This window comes from Burkholderia sp. Ac-20384, assembly GCF_017104605.1.
Lineage (GTDB): Bacteria > Pseudomonadota > Gammaproteobacteria > Burkholderiales > Burkholderiaceae > Burkholderia > Burkholderia lata.
In genome coordinates this window covers 1-18163 of sequence record NZ_JAAGPE010000199.1, presented here as the reverse complement: position 1 = coordinate 18163, position 18163 = coordinate 1, and the positions used below count along the sequence as shown (strand labels likewise).

16 protein-coding genes are annotated in these 18163 nt (G+C 67.0%); 8 read left to right on the top strand and 8 right to left on the bottom strand.

Annotation, left to right across the window (positions count from 1 at the left end; all coding sequences use genetic code 11):
• Positions 1-250: 250 nt before the first annotated feature.
• Positions 251-2080 carry an acyl-CoA dehydrogenase gene (locus tag G3O00_RS28625; RefSeq protein ID WP_206145029.1) on the top strand — a complete coding sequence of 610 codons (1830 nt, stop codon included), beginning with the start codon at positions 251-253 and terminating at the stop codon, positions 2078-2080.
• 148 nt (positions 2081-2228) lie between these two features.
• Complete coding sequence (locus G3O00_RS28620; protein WP_174935353.1) at positions 2229-3209, top strand: NADPH:quinone oxidoreductase family protein; 981 nt, start codon at positions 2229-2231, stop codon at positions 3207-3209.
• 41 nt (positions 3210-3250) lie between these two features.
• Here the strand turns inward: G3O00_RS28620 and G3O00_RS28615 are convergent, their stop codons facing one another.
• Both G3O00_RS28615 and G3O00_RS28610 read right to left on the bottom strand, forming a co-directional pair.
• On the bottom strand, positions 3251-3895 hold the full coding sequence (locus tag G3O00_RS28615) for an SGNH/GDSL hydrolase family protein (RefSeq protein WP_206145028.1): 645 nt from the start codon (positions 3893-3895) through the stop codon (positions 3251-3253).
• Positions 3896-3917: 22 nt separating this feature from the next.
• Complete coding sequence (locus G3O00_RS28610; protein ID WP_174935349.1) at positions 3918-4454, bottom strand: PadR family transcriptional regulator; 537 nt, start codon at positions 4452-4454, stop codon at positions 3918-3920.
• Between the two features lie 151 nt (positions 4455-4605).
• On the opposite strand from G3O00_RS28610, the gene G3O00_RS28605 reads away from it, so the two are divergent.
• Positions 4606-6630 carry an NADPH-dependent 2,4-dienoyl-CoA reductase gene (locus G3O00_RS28605; RefSeq protein WP_206145027.1) on the top strand — a complete coding sequence of 675 codons (2025 nt, stop codon included), beginning with the start codon at positions 4606-4608 and terminating at the stop codon, positions 6628-6630.
• Positions 6631-6680: 50 nt separating this feature from the next.
• The gene (locus G3O00_RS28600) at positions 6681-7121 is read left to right on the top strand and encodes a nuclear transport factor 2 family protein (protein ID WP_174934767.1); all 441 of its coding nucleotides are present in this window, start codon (positions 6681-6683) and stop codon (positions 7119-7121) included.
• 32 nt (positions 7122-7153) lie between these two features.
• On the opposite strand, the gene G3O00_RS28595 is transcribed toward G3O00_RS28600, so the two are convergent.
• Positions 7154-8587: a PLP-dependent aminotransferase family protein gene (locus G3O00_RS28595; RefSeq protein WP_206145026.1), complete on the bottom strand. Its 1434-nt coding sequence runs from the start codon at positions 8585-8587 to the stop codon at positions 7154-7156.
• Between the two features lie 167 nt (positions 8588-8754).
• On the opposite strand from G3O00_RS28595, the gene G3O00_RS28590 reads away from it, so the two are divergent.
• Positions 8755-9915 (top strand): pyridoxal phosphate-dependent aminotransferase, encoded by a 1161-nt coding sequence (locus tag G3O00_RS28590; RefSeq protein WP_206145025.1) that lies wholly within the window; start codon positions 8755-8757, stop codon positions 9913-9915.
• Positions 9916-9971: 56 nt separating this feature from the next.
• Positions 9972-10703 carry a transporter substrate-binding domain-containing protein gene (locus G3O00_RS28585; protein WP_206145024.1) on the top strand — a complete coding sequence of 244 codons (732 nt, stop codon included), beginning with the start codon at positions 9972-9974 and terminating at the stop codon, positions 10701-10703.
• Positions 10704-10751: 48 nt separating this feature from the next.
• Here the strand turns inward: G3O00_RS28585 and G3O00_RS28580 are convergent, their stop codons facing one another.
• From G3O00_RS28580 to G3O00_RS28560, 5 genes are read right to left on the bottom strand one after another with little or no spacing between them, the layout of a single operon-like run.
• Complete coding sequence (locus G3O00_RS28580; protein WP_206145023.1) at positions 10752-11828, bottom strand: prolyl oligopeptidase family serine peptidase; 1077 nt, start codon at positions 11826-11828, stop codon at positions 10752-10754.
• Between the two features lie 13 nt (positions 11829-11841).
• Entirely contained in the window at positions 11842-13524 is a 1683-nt protein-coding gene (locus tag G3O00_RS28575) for a bifunctional 3-(3-hydroxy-phenyl)propionate/3-hydroxycinnamic acid hydroxylase (RefSeq protein WP_241025379.1), read from the bottom strand.
• A gap of 35 nt (positions 13525-13559) precedes the next feature.
• Positions 13560-14627, bottom strand: coding sequence for a maleylacetate reductase (locus G3O00_RS28570; RefSeq protein WP_206145022.1), 1068 nt, complete (start codon positions 14625-14627; stop codon positions 13560-13562).
• A 7-nt stretch (positions 14628-14634) separates the two neighbouring features.
• Positions 14635-14937, bottom strand: coding sequence for a Dabb family protein (locus G3O00_RS28565; protein WP_174934753.1), 303 nt, complete (start codon positions 14935-14937; stop codon positions 14635-14637).
• Positions 14934-15815 carry an intradiol ring-cleavage dioxygenase gene (locus tag G3O00_RS28560; protein WP_206145021.1) on the bottom strand — a complete coding sequence of 294 codons (882 nt, stop codon included), beginning with the start codon at positions 15813-15815 and terminating at the stop codon, positions 14934-14936. Before G3O00_RS28560 ends, G3O00_RS28565 begins: the two co-directional genes overlap by 4 nt.
• Positions 15816-15933: 118 nt before the next feature.
• Between G3O00_RS28560 and G3O00_RS28555 the strand changes: the two genes are divergently transcribed.
• A complete protein-coding gene (locus G3O00_RS28555; protein ID WP_011351653.1) occupies positions 15934-16857 on the top strand; it encodes a LysR family transcriptional regulator in 924 nt (307 codons plus the stop codon).
• Positions 16858-17019: 162 nt separating this feature from the next.
• Complete coding sequence (locus G3O00_RS28550) at positions 17020-17928, top strand: transporter (protein WP_206145020.1); 909 nt, start codon at positions 17020-17022, stop codon at positions 17926-17928.
• Positions 17929-18163 lie beyond the last annotated feature (235 nt).

Genomic DNA, 18163 nt, shown 5'->3' with positions numbered 1-18163 from the left:
AAAGTGAGTCGGGCATTCTTATGGGTGTTCATCCGGCTGGGTTCCTGGAAGGTTGGGTGTTTGGCGACTTCCAGTCTCCCAGACTCAGTCCGGATGAACCATCGATACAACCTATTGAAGCTTCACAACTAGCGCATCCGTCGCGCATCCGTCGTTGTCGTTTTAGAACGACCGTGCTAAATTCCTGCCAGCACTAGCGGTCACGGAACCCTTCATTCGGCTGACGAAGCCGGCCCCGGGAGGCAGCACGATGAGCTTGTTGATGTCGCGACGCGATCTCGCGTTCCTGCTGTATGACTGGCTCGACGCGGAAGCGCTTGCCGCGCTGCCGCGTTACACCGAGCACAGTCGCGAGACGTTCGACGCGGTGCTCGACACCAGCGAGCGGATTGCCGAAGACCTGTTCGCGCCGCATGCGGCGCGTGGCGATCGCGAAGAGCCGCAGTTCGACGGCGAGCGCGTGACGCTGATCCCGGACGTCGAGCCGGCCGTGCGCGCCTTTGCGGACGCCGGGCTGATCGCCGCGGGCCATGACGAAGCGCTTGGCGGCATGCGCTTGCCGAAGCTGGTCGAAGCCGCGTCGTTCCTGTTCTTCCAGGCCGCGAACATCGCAACGGCCGCCTATCCGTTCCTGACCGTCGCCAACGCGAACCTGCTGGTCGCGCACGGCAGCCCGGCGCAGATCGACGCGTTCGCGCGTCCGGAACTGGAAGGGCGCTACCTCGGCACCATGTGCCTGTCCGAGCCGCAAGCCGGTTCGTCGCTGTCCGACATCGCGACGCGTGCGGATTTCGAAGGCGACTCGCCGCTCGGTCCGCGCTACCGGCTGACGGGCAACAAGATGTGGATTTCTGGCGGCGAGCACGAGCTGACGGAGAACATCGTCCACCTCGTGCTCGCGAAGATTCCCGACGAACACGGCCGGCTGCTGCCCGGCACGCGCGGCATCTCGCTGTTCATCGTGCCGAAGTACCTGCCGGGCGCCGACGGCGCGGCGCAGGGCGAGCACAACGACGTGGTGCTCGCCGGGCTGAACCACAAGATGGGTTACCGCGGCACCACCAACTGCCTGCTGAACTTCGGCGAAGGCACGCGCTACCGCCCGGAAGGGCGCGCAGGCGCGATCGGCTATCTGGTCGGCCAGGCGAACCACGGCCTCGCGTACATGTTCCACATGATGAACGAAGCGCGCATCGGTGTCGGCGCGGGCGCGGTGGCGCTCGGCTACACGGGTTATCTGCACGCGCTCGACTATGCGCGCAACCGGCCGCAAGGGCGCCCGCTGGGCCCGGCGGGCAAGGATGCCGCCGCGCCGCAGGCGCCGATCGTCGAACATCCGGACGTGCGGCGCATGCTGCTCGCGCAGAAGTCGTATGTCGAAGGCGGTCTCGCGCTGATCCTGTATTGCGCGAAGCTGGTCGATGAAGCACGCGCGCACGACGACGCGGACGTGCGCGCCCACGCCACGCGCCTGCTCGACATCCTGACGCCGATCACGAAAAGCTGGCCGTCGCAGTGGTGCCTCGCTGCGAACGACCTCGCGATCCAGGTGCACGGCGGCTATGGCTACACGCGCGACTACGCGGTCGAGCGGCTCTATCGCGACAATCGTCTCAATCCGATTCACGAAGGCACGCACGGGATTCAGGCGCTCGACCTGCTGGGCCGCAAGGTCGCCCAGGACGATGGTGCGTTGCTGCACGCACTCGATGCGCGGATCGGCGCGACCGTCGAGCGTGCGCGCGCGCTCGATGCCGGCCTGCGCGAACAGGCCGATGCGCTGGCGCCGCGCTGGGCACGGCTGGTCGAGGTCACACGGCAACTCGGCGCGATCGGCGATCCGCAGGCGCGGCTCGCGAACGCGAGCGTCTACCTGGAAGCGTTCGGCCATCTCGTCGTCGCGTGGCTGTGGCTCGACGTGACGCTCGCCGCGCACGGGCAAGCCGACGATTTCCACGACGGCAAGCGTGCGGCGGCCCGCTATTTCTTCAACTGGGAATTGCCGAAAGTGGATGCGCAGCTCGATCTGCTCGCGCGCGTCGACACGACGACACTCGACATGCGCGACGCGTGGTTCTGATCATTGCTTCACCGACATTCCGGAATGCAGACGATGTCGCGGATGCCGATTCCGTCGGCTGTTGCGTCATCGTCGTGAACCGGCCGTGCGGGCGTACCCCGCAGGATGACCCGATGCGCGGCCACGCCGCACAAGGAGAGAGACGAACATGAAAGCCCTGTTGTGTACCGCATTCGGCCCGATCGACAGCTTGCGCATCGAGGACGTGGCGATTCCCGAACCGGCCGCGGGCCAGGTCCGGGTGCAGGTGAAGGCCGCGTCGCTCAATTTTCCCGACGCGCTGATCGTCCAGGGGTTGTACCAGGTGAAGCCGGCGCTGCCGTTTTCGCCGGGCGCGGAATTTGCCGGCGTGATCGACGCGGTGGGCGAGGGCGTGACCGCGTGGCGGCCGGGGGATTCGGTGGTAGCGTTCACCGGGCACGGCGGCTTCGCGCAGCAGTGTGTGGCCGACGTGCACCAGATTGCCGCGCTGCCGCCGGGCATGACGTTCGAGCAGGGCGCGGCGCTCGTGCTCGCGTACGGCACGTCGCTGCACGCATTGCAGCAGCGCGCGCGGCTGCAAGAAGGCGAGACGTTGCTCGTACTGGGCGCGGCGGGCGGCGTTGGCCTCGCGGCGATCGAAATCGCGAAGGCGCTCGGCGCGCGCGTGATCGCGGCGGCATCGAGCGCGGACAAGCTGGCGCTGTGTCGTGAAGCGGGTGCCGACGAGACGATCGACTATGCGACCGAAGACCTGCGCCGCCGGGTGGACGAGTTGACCGGCGGGCGTGGTGCCGACGTCGTCTACGATCCGGTAGGCGGCGCCTACAGCGAGGCGGCGCTGCGCGCGACCGCCTGGCACGGCCGGTTCCTCGTGGTCGGTTTCGCGGCCGGCGAGATTCCTAAGATCGCGCTGAACCTGGCGCTGCTCAAGGAGCGCGACATTCTGGGCGTGTTCTGGGGCGATGCGGTGCGCCGCGACCCGAAGCAGCATGTCGCGAACATGCGCCTGCTTGCCGAGTGGTTCGCGGCCGGCAAGGTGCGACCCGCGATCACCGAGCGCGTGTCGCTGGCCGGTGCGGCCGACGCGATCGCGCGGATGGCGAACCGGCAGGTGAAGGGCAAGGTGGTGATCCTGCCGGACGCGTGACCGGCTTTCCGCGCGCGGTTGCGGTTCGGCGCCCGTTCGCGTTATGCGATCTGCTGCAGAAGGGCAGCGACCCGCTGCCCGAGCACACGATGCTGATCGGCCGCGAAGTGAACGCCATCCACGGGGCTCACCTCGATGATCGCGCCGGCATCGAGAAAGTGCGCACCGGCATCGCTTGCCACCTGTTCGTACCGCTTTGCGAGCTGCCGCGACTTCGTTGCGCCGCCCGCAAAGATCTCGCCGAGGAATCCGACCTCGACGATCGGCGCAGGTGCCATCAGCACGACCTTCGGTGACGCACCGGACGGACCGGCGCCGCACGCAGCGATCTCGGCAAGCAATACGCCGACCGATGTCGCGATGTCGGCGGGCGTGACCGAGAAGCGTGTCTTCAGATCGTTGGTCCCGAGCATCAGCACGACGACATCGACGGGCAAGTGGCTTTCGACGCACGCGCGCAGATACGACAAACCATTCTTGTGCCGACCTTCGATCGGATCGTCATGCACGGTCGTACGCGCGGGCAACCCTTCTTCAATGACCCGCCAGCTCGCACCGAGCGTTTGCGCCAGCACGCCGGTCCAGCGCTCTTCGCGTGCAAACCGCCCCAGTCCGCCGGCATGCGTCATCGGGCGTGTGCCATGCGTGTTCGAATCGCCGTAGCAGAGCACGGTTTTCTGCGTCATCGTCATGTCCTCTGTCAGTCGGTCAGTCTTTCGGTGAGCGCAGCACGTCGAGCGCATGCTGCGAGAATTCGACCCAGAACCGCTCGTTCGCGATGCCGGCCTGCAGGACCAGATGCTGAAGGCGCTTCGTGCGCGAATCGGCGTCTTCCGAAAAATCGCGCGCCTCGATCTGCAGATACAGGTCGAGCTTCTCCTGGTGCAACGCAATGCGCCGCCTGATTTCGTCCTCGAGGCCGGCCGGGCCGAGCACCGCTTCCGCGCGCAGGCGCACCATCAGCGCTTCGCGCAGCGGCGTCGGATCTTCCTGCTCGGCGATCCAGCGCCGCAACTCCTTCTTGCCGGCCGGCAAGATCCGGTATGCGCGCTTGCGGCCGCGCCCCGATTCGGCCGGCAGCGATTCGATCCAGCCCGTTTCCTCGAGACGCCCCAGCTCGCGATAGATCTGCTGGTGCGTCGCCTGCCAGAAATAGCCGATCGAGCGGTCGAAGCGGTCGGCGAGCTCGGAGCCGGAACCCGGGCGTTCGGCGAGGGCGGTGAGGAGTGCGTGGGGCAGGGACATGTCGGATCGGAGGAGGCCGCGGAATGAACCGCATCTTGCCATATCGGGGCCACAGTACAAGGTGACGGATGCGTTTATGCAACGGGTTGCATAAACGAGAGTGGTGAACTACCATCTGTGCAACTTGTTGCATAAAAAATGGAGACACCCCATGACATCGCGTTATCCGCATCTGACGACCCCGCTCGAGCTTGGCTTCACGTCGCTCAGGAACCGAGTGCTGATGGGGTCGATGCACGTCGGTCTCGAGGAAGCGCCGAACGGCTTCGAGCGGATGGCGGCGTTCTATGCCGAGCGCGCGCGCGGCGAAGCCGGCCTGATCGTGACGGGCGGATTCGCGCCGAACGAGCGCGGCCGTCCGGCGCCGGGCGGTGCGATGCTGACGACCGAAGCGGAAGCCGAGCGTCATCGTGTCGTGACGCGCGCGGTGCACGCGGAGGGCGGCAAGATCGCGCTGCAGATCCTGCATTTCGGGCGCTACGCATATCACCCGGCGCTCGCCGCGCCGAGCGCGCTGAAGGCGCCGATCAACCCGTTCACGCCGCATGCGCTGAGCAGCGATGAAGTCGACGAGACGATCGCCGATTTCGTGCGATGCGCGGCGCTCGCGCAGCATGCGGGTTACGACGGTGTCGAGATCATGGGGTCGGAGGGCTACCTGATCAACGAATTCATCGCCGCGCGGACGAACCATCGCGACGACGCATGGGGCGGTGCCTACGAGAACCGTATCCGCTTTCCGGTCGAGATCGTGCGGCGCGTGCGCGAGCGGGTCGGCACGAACTTCATCCTGATCTACCGGCTGTCGATGCTCGATCTCGTCGAAGGCGGCTCGACGCTCGACGAAGTGATCCGGCTCGCGCAGGCGATCGAAGCGGCCGGTGCAACGATCATCAATACGGGTATCGGCTGGCACGAGGCGCGCATTCCGACCATCGCGACGAAGGTGCCGCGCGCCGCGTACGCGTGGGTCACGCGGCAGTTGATGGGCCAGGTCGGCATCCCGCTCGTCGCGACCAACCGGATCAACACGCCGGAAGTCGCCGAGCAACTGCTCGCCGACGGCTATTGCGACATGGTGTCGATGGCGCGGCCGTTCCTCGCCGATGCCGAGTTCGTCCGCAAGGCGCGGGAAGGTCGCGCGGACGAAATCAACACGTGCATCGGCTGTAACCAGGCCTGCCTCGACCATACGTTCAGCGGCAGGATCACGTCGTGTCTCGTGAATCCGCGCGCGTGCCATGAAACCGAGCTCGTGATTCGCCCGGCGCAGCAGCGCAAGCGGATCGCCGTGGTGGGCGCCGGCCCGGCGGGCCTCGGCTTCGCGGTCACCGCGGCCGAGCGCGGTCATGCGGTGACGCTGTACGAAGCCGGCGCCGAGATCGGCGGCCAGTTCAACATCGCGAAGAAGGTGCCCGGCAAGAAAGAATTCAACGAGACGCTGCGCTATTTCCGCCGGCAGATCGAACTGCGCGGCGTGACGCTTCACCTCAATACGCGCGCGACCGCCGAGATGCTGGTGCAAGGCGAATTCGACGAAGTGGTGATCGCGACGGGCATCGTGCCGCGTACGCCGCCGATCGATGGTGTCGGGCACGCGAAGACGCTCGGCTATCTCGACGTGTTGCGCGATGACCAGGCCGTGGGCAGCCGCGTCGCGATCGTCGGCGCTGGCGGGATCGGCTTCGACGTCGCGGAATATCTCGTCCATCGGGCGGGCGCCGAGCACGTCGACGCGGAACGGTTCTTCACCGAGTGGGGTGTCGATCCGTCATATGCGAACGCGGGCGGTTTGCGCCACGCGCAGCCCGAGCCGGCCGCACGGCAAATCCATCTGCTGCAGCGCAAGGCGTCGAAGGTCGGCGACGGGCTCGGCAAGACCACCGGCTGGATTCACCGCACGGGGCTGAAGGCGCGCGGCGTCGGGATGTCGTCGGCGGTGACCTACCGGCGCATCGACGACGACGGATTCCACGTGACGATCGACGGCGTCGAACAGACGCTGCCGGTGGACAACGTCGTGATCTGCGCGGGACAGGAGCCGTTGCGCGAACTGGCGGAGCAACTGGAAGCCGCCGGGCGCAAGGTGCACGTGATCGGCGGCGCGTACGAAGCGGCCGAGCTCGATGCGAAACGCGCGATTCACCAGGGCACGTCGCTTGCCGCCACCCTTTGAGAGTTGAGACCGATTCGTTTCTTTTCCGCCCGACGATACAGGAGTCTTCGATGACGAACGCACCGCTGCATCTTCAACCCGCTGTCGCGCAATCGCTCGACAAGTGGCATGCGATGATCGAACGCAAGGATTTTGGCGCACTGGAATCGATCGTCCATCCGGACGCCGTATTCCGTTCGCCGATGGCGTTCAAGCCCTACGGGCCGGCGCCCGCGCTATTGCTGGCGCTGCGCACGGTGATCACGATCCTCCAGGATTTCACCTATTACCGGCAGTTCGTCACCGACGACGGCAAGAGCGTGGTGCTGGAATTCAGCGCGGCCGTCGGCGACAAGGCGCTGAAGGGGATCGACATGATCCGCTTCGACGACGAAGGGCGGATCGTCGAATTCGAGGTCATGATCCGGCCGTTCAATGCGCTGCAGGCGCTCGGTACGGAAATGGGCGCACGGCTCGCGCAGCAGTTGCCGGCGTTCAAGATCGGCAGCTGAGCGGGGCGATTGCGGGGCGGCCGCCGCCGCGTTCAGCGTGCGAGTTGTGCCCGCGCGAGCCGGCCCAGGCACCGGACGCCGTCCTCGATACGTTCGTTCCATACATGCCCGGCGCTCAGGCGCAGGCAATGGCGAAAGCGCCGGCTGGCGGAGAAGATGTCGCCCGGCGCGAAGCAGATGCCCTGTTCGAGCGCGGCATCGAACAGCGCGCGTGAATCGAACCGCTTCGGCAGTTCGAGCCAGAGCACGAAACCGCCGGCTGGCCGGCTCACTTTCGTGTCGGCCGGAAAGCTGGCCTCGATCGTGCGCGTCATCCGCGCCAGGTTGTCCTCGAACACGCGCCGGATGCGGCGCAAATGCGCATCGTATGCACCGCTCGCGAGGAAGTCGGCCACCGCGACCTGCAGCAACACGGGGCCGCACAGGCTGAGCGCAAGCTTGCGTTCCATCACCTGCTGAGTGCGCGCACCCGCCGCGATCCAGCCGATCCGGTATCCCGGGGCGAGGCTCTTCGAGAACGAACTGCAGTAGATCGTATCGGCCCCGCTGTCGAGCGCGCTGAACGGCCTCGGCCGGTCTCGCCCGAAGTGGATGTCGCCGTAGACGTCATCTTCGATCAGCGGCACGCGATGGCGTGCGAGCAGGGCGAGCAGCGCCCGTTTGTCGTCCTCGCTCATCGCGGAGCCGAGCGGATTGCCGAAGCTCGACGACAGCACGCAGGCGGCGATCGATTCCGCTTCGAGCCGCTGCGCGAGCATGCCGACGTCGACGCCGCGCAGCGGGTCGGTCGGCAACTCCAGCGCCTTCAGTCCCAGTGCCTCCAGCGTATGAAGCAGGCCGAAGTAGGTCGGCGATTCCACCGCAATCGTATCGCCGCGTGTTGCCACGGCATTCAGCGCGAGCGTCAACGCTTCGGTGCAGCCGTTCGTGACGAGGATGTCGTCGGCGGACAGCGGATGCCCGAAGCGCATGGCCCGCCGCGCGATTTCGCGGCGCAGTGCCGGCTCGCCGTAGGGCGCGCAATAGACGTTGTAACGCGTGCCGTGCTGGCGTGCCGCGCGGGCGAGGGCCAGGTCGAGCCGCTTCGATTGCAGCAGCGCTGGATCGGGCACCGCGCATCCGAGCGGCACGAGCGCCGAGTTGGCCGCATGTTCGAGCATCGCGGCGACTGCGCCGCTGATCGACACCGTCGATGCTTTCGCACGCGAGCGCGAGGCGCTCGGCAACGCAAGCGCGCCGCCACGCGCGGCCGCGACATAGAAGCCCGACTGCGGCCGCGATACGAGCACGCCGCGATCTTCGAGCAGACGGTATGCCTGCAGCGCGGTGGACACGCTGATGCGCTGCTGTTCGCTGACAGCACGCACGGACGGCAGCCGGGTGCCCGGCGCCAGCGTGCCGTTCTCGATCATGCCGACGATGAGGTCGGCCAGCTGCCTGTAGCGGAATGACGTTTGCGTTTCCATGAGACACCAGCGGCAGGGGAGTGCCCGATTATCGACCGTTCGACACGATCTCGCCACGCATAATTGTGTCGGTCCAATCGGCGGAAAATTGTGGCTGTTATGGTTTTTGGGCGAACGCTACGATGGCGGTGTTCCGATCCATTGATCGGCCATTGCGAGGCTTGCCCATGCAGACGACACACGCGCATTCCGGCGAGTGGCGCGGACGGCTTCCGTACAACGAAATCATCTCGCTGCTCGACGTGAACCGGACCTTCAACCTGGCGGAGAGCACGTCGCAAGACCTGACGGTCGGCGAACTGCTGGATCTGGCCGGCGTCGACACGATCCGCAACCTGAAGCTCGGCTACAGCCGGTCGGCGGGCGCTGCGGTGCTGCGCGATGCGATTGCCGATACCTGCAACGTGCCGGCCGAGCAGATCGTGACGACGCAAGGCACCGCGCTCGGGCTGTTTCTGCTGGCCTATGAAGTGTGCCGGCCCGGCGACGAGGCCGTGCTGGCGACACCCTGCTTTCCGCCGAGTCGAGACTGCCTGGTCGGTGCCGGCGCAACGGTGCGTGACGTGCGGCTGTCGTTCGAGAACGGCTATCGGCTGGACCTCGCGCAGTTCGACGCGAGCCTGTCGTCGAAGACGCGGCTGGTCAGCATCGCGTCCCCGCAGAATCCGGGCGGCGTGCAGGCATCGCGCGCCGAGATCGATGCATTGCTGGCGTTGATGGCGCAACGGTGTCCGGACGCGATACTGTTCATCGACGAAACCTATCGCGAAGCAAGCTATGGCGATGCGGCCGCGGCTGCCAGTTTCGCGGGTGTCGATCCGCGCATCGTCACGGGGTCTTCGGTGTCGAAAGCGCTGGGCGCACCCGGTCTGCGGACCGGATGGCTCACGGTGGCCGATGCAGGGCTTCGGGCGCGTCTGCTCGTCGCGAAGCTGAACACGGTGATCTCGGGTTCGGTGCTCGACGAGACGCTGGCTGCGACCGTGCTGCGCCACCGCGAACACGTGCTCGCGCCCCGGCGCCGGCTGCTTGCGGGCGCGCTGGATATCGTGTCGGACTGGTGCGAACGTGAACGCGCGCGGGTGGAGTGGGTGCGGCCCGATGCGGGCGCACTGTGCTGCGTGCGGCTGCGTCAGGATGCTTTCGACGAGCCGGCCGTGTCGCGCTTCTGGCAGCGCTTGCCGGATCACGACGTGCAGCTCGCATCAGGCACATGGTTCGGCGAAAGCAGCCGCGTGTTCAGGCTCGGGTTCGGCTATCTTCCGCTGGAGCGGCTGCCGCCTGCGTTGATGGCGCTGTCTCGGGCGATGGATGCAGCGGTTGCATGAATCGGGTGCCCGGGGGCCGGGCGCGACGAACATCATTGAACGTCAGGAGTGACGCCATGAAGGTAAGGATTGCGTACATCGAGGAACCGCCGTTCTACTGGACGGCAGAAGACGGTACCGTGACCGGTGCGGATGTCGAGGTGGCCGAGGTGGTGCTGCGTGCGATCGGCGTGACGGAAATCGAATATCACCCGACGTCGTTCGAGGCACTGCTGCCGGGCGTGCAGGCCGGTCGCTGGGACATGAACGTGCCGATCTTCGTGACGGCCGAACGCGCGCGGCACGTGACGTTCAGCGTCCCGGTGTGGACGATCGGCGACGGTTTCGTGCTGCAGGCCGGCAATCCGAAGCAGTTGACGAGCTACGCGGCCGTCGCGGCGCGCAGCGATGCGCGGCTGGCGTGCGTGACCGACCAGGTGCAGATCGATTCGGCCAGGGCGGCCGGCGTGCGCGACGGACAGATCGTCATCTTCAAGGATCAACCCGACGCATTGGCTGCGTTGCTTGCAGGGCAGGTCGACGCGTTCGCGAGCACCGCGATCGGGGCCCGCGCGGTCGCCGACACGGACACGCGACTGGAGGTCGTCTCGCACGAGCGGGGTGCCGGTGAGGCCGCGCCCGTTGGCGGATTTTCGTTCAGCCAGAACAGCGATGCGCTTGTGCAGGCCGTGAACGCAAAGCTGCGCGAGTATCTCGGTTCGGCCGATCATCGCGAGCGGATGGCGAAGTACGGCTTCACGCATGCGGAAATCGACGGCGTGGTGGAGAACGGCGGCGCGACGCCGTAATGCCGCGCGCGGTGCCGGCCGTTCGCACGGTCGACACCGCATGCGTGATCACGCAGCCGCAGCCTGCGCGAATCGCTCGACGAACCAGTCGCAGACGAACGCGGTTCGCTCGGATGCGTGGTTGTAGATCGTGTGCTCGCCGTCCGGCCAGACCTTGAGCATCGCCTCGCCGGGCGTCGCCGCATCGAGGAACGGCTGCTGATCGTCGAGCCGGATCAGCGGATCCTCGCCGCCGTGCAGCACCAGCAGCGGGCATGCGATGCGGTCGCGTTCGGACGAGAAGCTCATCCGCGCGAAATTCGCCGCGACCGCGTCGGGATCGTCGTTGCCGAGCATGGCCGCAGCCTGTTCGACGAACGTGCGGAACGGCAGCAGCGTCGGCGCCGCGAGTGCGCCGTTCACGCAGCAGGCGGCGATCCGTCGGTCGCTCGCAGCGGTCGATGCGGCCCACAACCCGCCGATGCTGTTCCCCCAGATGCCGATCGGCCCGGGCACGCGGTCGGCGACCTCATCGACGAAGCGGCGGTATGCGGCGCTCATGTCGACGTCGACGAAGATCCGCTGTTCGAGCCGCGTCTCGCCCTGGCCCGGCCCCTCGGCGAGCAGTGTGGCGATGCCGCGCGCCGCAAGCGTGCGTGCGATCGGCCAGTACGCGAAGCCCCAGCCGCTCTGGCCGCCGAAGAGTATGACGGTGCCGCGTACGCGTTCGGTCGGCGGCCGGACCAGCCAGCCGATCAGGTGCGCATCGCCGAACGGCACTTCGACGCGTTCGATGCGCTTGTCGGACCAGCGCGCGAGACCGTGCGACGCGTCGACGAGCCGCGCATAGAGCGCGCGCTTGCGCGGCACATCGTGGTTGAATGCCATCTGCGCAAACAGCAGGTTCGCGATGGCCATCGCCTGCGCGTCGGCGGCCGTGACCAGGTGGCCGGCTTCCGCCGCCTGCGCGGCGCGCGCGAGCTGCGCGTCGGCCAGCGCTTCGGCCGCGACGTCCCACGGTTCGCCTGTGGATGTGCGTGCGTGCAGTGCCATTGCGTCCGCATAGTCCATTCCGCAGTCGAGCAAGCGCGTGACGGGCATCGCGCGTTGCAGGGACAGCGCGAACGGTGACAGTTCGGTCGTCATGCGTAGGTTTCCTTTACGATGCGTGAGTGACGGCCGCCGAGGCTGCTGAAGCGGCGGACGGCTCGGTCGACGCAGCGGACCAGTGCAGCTTGTCGCGGAGTGCATCGACGAGCGCGCCGAGGTCGCGCAGCTCGGTCACCGAGCCGAACACGATGAAATCGGGCCGCGCGATATATGCGCCGATCCGGTGCGCCTGCATGAACGCTTGCTGCTCGCCGTCGAGGTCGACCACGGCATCGGGGGCGCTCACGTCGTCGGACAGCACGGCCACGTGACAGCCGAGGCGCGCGAGGAACGCACGCTGCGCGTCGTCGAGGTAGCGGGAAGGGTGTTCGCGCGTGACGAGCTGGAATCCCCGGCCGACCACATCGTCGAAACGGCCCTCGGCTGCGCCGCGGCGCACGCGCCCCTGCGGCGCGGGCGCGCCGGTCGTCGGCTGGCGCGTGCCGTCGACTTCGTCGTGCAGGATCCCGTGGTCGAGCTTCGGGAACGGCGGCATCGGCGGCATGTTGCCGGCGCGGAACGCCGCGTCGCGCTCGGCGACCTTGCGCGGATCGTCCTCGTTGACGACTTGCCCGAGAAACAGCGACATCTGCGTGATCGCGGTCACGTGCGGGCGGCGCTCGGCTTCGAACGTGTCGAGCAGGTCGGGGCAGGCGCGCCCGGTCAGCACCAGGTCGAGCTTCCACGCGAGGTTGATGCCGTCGCGCATGCCGGAGCAGGCGCCTTGTCCCATGTACGGCATCATCGTGTGCGCCGCGTCGCCCGCGAGCAGCACGCGGCCGGTGCGCCAGCGTTCGGCCATGCGTGTCTCGAACGTGTAGACGACGTGGCGCAGCAGCTTCAGGTCGTCCGGGCCGAAGCCGTAGTGGTCGTTGAGCCACTTCCAGCCGGCTTCTTCCGTTTCCCATTCGGCGGTCGATTCGTTCGGCAGCACGCGCAGCTCGAAGCGCGTGCGCTTCGTGCCGATCGGCATGTGCATGTACGCGCGATCCGGATCGCAGTAGATCGTCGTGCGTGCGCAGCCTTCGCCGAGATCGCGCTTGTTCTCCGAATCGAGGTTGAGCCAGCGCTCGTTGTAGCCGAAATCGGATCGTTCGATGCCGAGCGTGCGGCGCACGAAGCTGTTCGCGCCGTCGGCGCCGATCACGTAGCGGGCGCGAATGGCGCGCGGCTTGCCGGTCCATTGCGCGTCCTGGCTGCCGCGCGCCGGATGCGCGGTCAGCGTCACGCCGTCGTCGTCCTGCAGCAGCGTGTCGACTTCCCAGCCGCGCAGGATCGTCACATTCCTGAAGGTGCTGGCGCGCGCATCGATCGCGTCCTCGATGTCCGGCTGGTAGATCGAGATGTGCGCGGGATAGCCGCACGCGCGGCCGGTCCAGTTCAGTTCGAGCAGCAGGTCGCCGTTCGCATCGCAGTAATGGTAGGTGTCGACGGCTTTCGCATTGCGCAGCGCGTGATCGACGTCGGCACTCGCCTGCACGATGCGTGCGGTTTCGCCGTCGATGTGCGTGAGGCGCGGCAGGCCGTACGGCGTCGGCCAGCGTTCGAGGACGATCACGCGATGGCCGGCGCGGCCCAGCATCGATGCGGCGACGAGGCCGGTCGGGCCGTAGCCGACGATGGCGACGTCACAGTGTTCGACGGAGATGTCGCCGTGGGCGCTCGATTCGGTATTCATGTGGGGTGTCTCCATGAAGGTTTCGTTTGTTGGTCTGTCGTGTGGCCGGTTCAGCGCGCGGTCGAGCCGGGCAGGTTGCCTTCGAAGGCGTCCTGCAGCAACGCGCGCAGGCCGTCGCGTTCGATCGGGCGCGGGTTCCAGTACGGATTGGCGGCCGCGAGATCGGCGGCGCGATCGAGGTCGGCTTCCTGCATGCCGATCGTCTTCAACGAGACCGGTGCGCCGTTGTCGAGCGCCAGTGCGTAGAGGCCGCGGGCCGCGTCGTTCGTGCCGATCGCACGGGCGATCCGCTGCATCGCGTCCGGCGCATGTGCGGCGTTGTACGCGAGTGCATGCGGCAGCACGACCGTGTGGGTCGGCGCGTGCGGCAGGTTGAAGCTGCCGCCGAGCGTGTGACAGAGCTTGTGGTGCAGCGCCATGCCGACATTGCCGAGCACCATGCCGCACAGCCACGCGCCGTAGAGCGCGTCGCTGCGCGCGTCGAGATCGGCCGGGTCGCGCCGCACGCCGGGCAGGCCGCGGGCGAGCGCGCGAATGCCTTCTTCGGCCACGAGGCTCATCACCGGATTCGCGTTGTTCGCGTAGAGGCCTTCCGCTGCGTGCGCGATCGCATTGAGGCCGCTCGTCACGGACAGCTCGACGGGCAGCGTGACGGTGAGGGCGGGATCGTAGATCACCGTTTTCGGCAACACGCGCGCGTCGGAGCCCGTGCGCTTGAGGCCGCCTTCGGTCAGGCCGTAGATCGGCGTCATCTCGCTGCCGGCGTACGTCGTCGGTATCGCGAGGATCGGCAGGCTGCTTTCGAGCGCGATTGCCTTGCCGAGGCCGATCGTCGAACCGCCGCCGATCGCGATCGCGCAGTCGGCATTGCACGACCTGGCGAACGTCTGCGCATCGCGGGCGATTTCGATCGGTACGTGCATCGTCGCACGATCGTAGAGTCCGGCCGCGCGTGCACCGAGCCGCTCGACGATGCGTTGCGCGAGGTCGCGCTGTTCCGGCGTGCAGAGCACGATCGCGCGTTGCGCGCCCAGTTCCAGCACTTCGCGTTCGAGATGTTCGAGGCTGCCTGCGCCGAAGATCACGCGGGCGGGGCGGGCCTGGTAAATGAAATTCATGTTGTCGTTACTCCGTTGCGTAGTCGACCTGATGGCGCGCGATGCGCAGGCCCGTCAGTGCGTCGCGTACACGCGTGTGTTCCGGATGCGTCGCGTAAGCGTCGAGTGCTTCGCGCGACTCGAAGTCGGCGACGAGAATCAGGTCGCACGCGTAATCGGCCGCGCTGAAATCCGCACCGACTTCGAGGTGCGTCATGCCCGGAATCCGCCCGCGCAGGCTTTCGAAGGCGGTCTTGACGGTGGTGCGTGCCACCGCGCGCTCGGGCTCGGTCGCGCCGGCGACGTTCCACATCACGACGTGGCGGATCATGCGGCGCGCTCCGCGGGATTGAGCACGAAGTCGTAATCGAGCGTGTAGAACGGCGTGTCCATGCGCGATCCGTCCGGCGCGAGGCCGGGCGCGTGCCGGACCCAGTCGGCAACGAGCGTCGACCGGACGCCGAACACCGCATCGGAGTCGAGATAGCGGTCGCCGTCGCGGAACACGTGCGTGATCAGCGTTTCGTAGCCGCGCGCCTCGATCATGAAGTGCAGGTGGGCGGGGCGCCACGGATGACGGCCGAGCGCGTCGAGCATCGCGCCGACGGGGCCGTCGTGCGGAATCGGATACGGCTCGGCGAGGATCGAGCGGAATGCGTAGCGGCCGTCGGCGCCGGTGCGCAGCCGGCCGCGCGCGCGGTGCGTGACCGAGCCGTCGTCGGCCGGCAACTGCACGTCGTAGTGCCCGTCCTCGTCGGCTTGCCAGACTTCCAGCGACGCGTGCGCGATCGGCATGCCGTCGATGCCGCGCACATGGCCCGACACGAAGCAGGGCTCACCGCAGGCGCCGTTCGCGATGTCGTCGAACATGCCGAAATCGCGGCTGCCTTCGACGTAGAACGGACCGAATACGGTCGCCTCCGTGCAGCCGGCCGGCTTCGCATGATTCTGCGCGGTGACGAGGGTCGACAGCCCGAGCACGTCGGACAGCAGGATGAACTCCTGGCGCTTGTCGTCGGTGATGTGGCCCACCGCCGTCAGGAAGCCGATCGCGGTCTGCCATTCGGCTTCGGTGAGTTTCGTCTCGCGAGCAAACGAGTGCAGGTGCTGGACGAGGCTGGTCATCACCGTGCGCAACCGCTCGTCGCGACAGCCGCCCAGCGACGCGATCACGGCCTGTGTGATGGTGTCTTCGTTGAGATTGCGCATAGGGGGTGTCTCCTGATGTCGTTGGGTGGCGCGTTGACGTAACATTAATTCCTCCTTGAATCGTAAAAAAGATGGTTTGGAGGAGTTTTGTTCTCCGCCAAGTGGAAGAATCGAACGCATGGACAAGTGGACTCAGATCGAATTTTTCGTGCAGGTCGCCGAACTGGGCAGCCTGTCGAAGGCCGCCGAGCGGCTCGGGATGTCGAGCGCGGCGGCGAGCCGCTGCCTGAACGCGCTGGAGGAGCGGCTGGGTGCGCGGCTCGTCGAGCGCACCACGCGGCGCCTGTGGCTGACCGACGCCGGGCATGAATATCACCGGCGCTGCGTCGCGATCCTGATGGAACTGTCGGAAGCCGATGCGGCAGTCAACGAAACGAGCGTGAATCCGGCCGGCACGCTGCGCGTGACCGCGTCGGTCTCGTTCGCGTCGATCTATATCGCACCGGCGTTGCCCGAGTTCCACCGGCGCTACCCGAACCTGAACGTACAGATCGTCGCGGCGAACCGCTATCCGGATTTCATCGAGGCCGGCATCGACGTGGCGATCCGCACGCGCGAGCATGAAGCGGATTCGGGCATCACCGTGCGCAAGCTCGCCGAGACGCGGCGCGTGCTGGCCGCGTCGCCCGGGTATCTGGCGAAGCACGGGGCGCCCGCGACGCCCGACGCGCTGTGCGACCACCGGCTGCTGGTCTACAACCTCGCGAACGATCCGTACGTGCTGCATTTCCGCCACGGTGCGAAGAAGCAGTCGGTCACGATCAAGAGCGTGCTCGATGCGAATGAAGGGCAGGTGATCCGCGCCGCGGCACTGGCCGGGCTCGGCATCCTGATCCAGCCGCTCTACATCATTCACGACGATATCGTCGCGGGGAAGCTGGTGCCGGTGCTCACCGACTGGCAACTGCCGGCGCTCACCGTCAACATCGCGTACCAGAGTCGCCGCCACCAGCCGGCGAAGATCCGCGTGTTCACCGAATTCCTGATCGAGCGTTTCGAACGCCTCGGGCTCGCGCGCAAATGGAAGGAAGTCGGCCGCTGAGCGCAGGCTGGCGCTGGGCCGTCGCGCATTTCTCCGCGTGACGGAGAACTGTTCTCCCGAACGTCGTCTTTTTCGCCGTTGTCGTGCGCTTTACATTGCGTCTCCCCGGGCCTGCGATGCCCGGCTCGCGATTACACGATAACAATCCGGTCTGGAGACGACATGAAATTCGCATTGCGACGGGTGCCGTTGGCACTCCTGATCGCCGGGGCCATTCAGGTTCCGGCGTCGGCCACGGAGAACGGGCAGATCAGCTATCCGTTCGGCGTCAACACGGTGCTGAACGGGCTGCTTCCGCCGCCCGGCAACACGCAGTACTTCAACTACGCGCTGTACTCCGCATCGAACCGGTTTGCCGGGCCGGACGGCGGCAGCGCGGTGCCGGGGTTCCACCTGAGCGTGGTCGCGGAGACGCCGCGCGTGGTCCACACGTGGGGCGCGACGTTCGGGCCGTTTTCGTTGTCGAGCAGTGCGATCGTCCCGATCGTCCACCTGCATCTGTCGACGCCGGGCGGCACGGGCAACCGCACGTCGCTCGGCGACGTGATCCTCGAGCCGTTCATGATCAACTATGCGAACGCATCGAAGACGTTCTTCGCGTTTTTCTCGCCGTCGTTCGCGGTGCCGACCGGCGCGTATGCGGCGAACCGGATCGCGAACACGGGGCTGAACACCTATGCGTTCCTGCCGTACGTCAGCACCACCTGGTTTCCGGGCCGCGACTGGGAAATCTCGACGACCACGCTGCTGGAGCTGAATTCGCCGAACCATGCGACGCGGTACCACTCGGGGGCGGTCGCCGTGCTCGACTACCTGATCGGCTATTCGATCGACCGACGCGTGCAGCTCGGCGTACAAGGCACGTTCCTGAAGCAGTTCACCGACGATACGCAGGACGGCGTCAAGGTCGCGTCGGACGGCTTTCGCGGGCAATCGGTCGCGATCGGCCCGCAGTTGCGCTACATGTGGGGGCCGGCGTCGGGCGTGGTCGTGAAATACCAGCACGAGTTCGCGGTGCGCAACCGGCCGCAGGGCGACAAGCTGTGGGTGCAGTTCAGTTTCCCGTTGTAGGCACGGTGCGCGACGCCCGTCGGCAGGGCGGGCGGCGAAAGCTGACAAAATCCTGACGAAATGAATTGATATTTTGTATCATCTGACGTTTCGCGCCGCCGGCCGCCCGGGCTACCGGTGTGGCCGTGCGCGGCGACTCCAGACGAAGATCGATACGACGTGACGAAAACCAGGAACACGCCGGCGCGCGGGGAGCGGCACGCTGCCGCGCCGCGCCGGCCCACCCGCGCGTGGC

Excerpts from the sequence above, each read along its gene's own strand:
- G3O00_RS28625 (WP_206145029.1), top strand. The coding sequence starts at position 251 with ATGAGCTTGTTGATGTCGCGACGCGATCTCGCGTTCCTGCTGTATGAC.
- G3O00_RS28620 (WP_174935353.1), top strand. The coding sequence starts at position 2,229 with ATGAAAGCCCTGTTGTGTACCGCATTCGGCCCGATCGACAGCTTGCGC.
- G3O00_RS28615 (WP_206145028.1), bottom strand. The coding sequence starts at position 3,895 with ATGACGCAGAAAACCGTGCTCTGCTACGGCGATTCGAACACGCATGGC.
- G3O00_RS28610 (WP_174935349.1), bottom strand. The coding sequence starts at position 4,454 with ATGTCCCTGCCCCACGCACTCCTCACCGCCCTCGCCGAACGCCCGGGT.
- G3O00_RS28605 (WP_206145027.1), top strand. The coding sequence starts at position 4,606 with ATGACATCGCGTTATCCGCATCTGACGACCCCGCTCGAGCTTGGCTTC.
- G3O00_RS28600 (WP_174934767.1), top strand. The coding sequence starts at position 6,681 with ATGACGAACGCACCGCTGCATCTTCAACCCGCTGTCGCGCAATCGCTC.
- G3O00_RS28595 (WP_206145026.1), bottom strand. The coding sequence starts at position 8,587 with ATGGAAACGCAAACGTCATTCCGCTACAGGCAGCTGGCCGACCTCATC.
- G3O00_RS28590 (WP_206145025.1), top strand. The coding sequence starts at position 8,755 with ATGCAGACGACACACGCGCATTCCGGCGAGTGGCGCGGACGGCTTCCG.
- G3O00_RS28585 (WP_206145024.1), top strand. The coding sequence starts at position 9,972 with ATGAAGGTAAGGATTGCGTACATCGAGGAACCGCCGTTCTACTGGACG.
- G3O00_RS28580 (WP_206145023.1), bottom strand. The coding sequence starts at position 11,828 with ATGACGACCGAACTGTCACCGTTCGCGCTGTCCCTGCAACGCGCGATG.
- G3O00_RS28575 (WP_241025379.1), bottom strand. The coding sequence starts at position 13,524 with ATGGAGACACCCCACATGAATACCGAATCGAGCGCCCACGGCGACATC.
- G3O00_RS28570 (WP_206145022.1), bottom strand. The coding sequence starts at position 14,627 with ATGAATTTCATTTACCAGGCCCGCCCCGCCCGCGTGATCTTCGGCGCA.
- G3O00_RS28565 (WP_174934753.1), bottom strand. The coding sequence starts at position 14,937 with ATGATCCGCCACGTCGTGATGTGGAACGTCGCCGGCGCGACCGAGCCC.
- G3O00_RS28560 (WP_206145021.1), bottom strand. The coding sequence starts at position 15,815 with ATGCGCAATCTCAACGAAGACACCATCACACAGGCCGTGATCGCGTCG.
- G3O00_RS28555 (WP_011351653.1), top strand. The coding sequence starts at position 15,934 with ATGGACAAGTGGACTCAGATCGAATTTTTCGTGCAGGTCGCCGAACTG.
- G3O00_RS28550 (WP_206145020.1), top strand. The coding sequence starts at position 17,020 with ATGAAATTCGCATTGCGACGGGTGCCGTTGGCACTCCTGATCGCCGGG.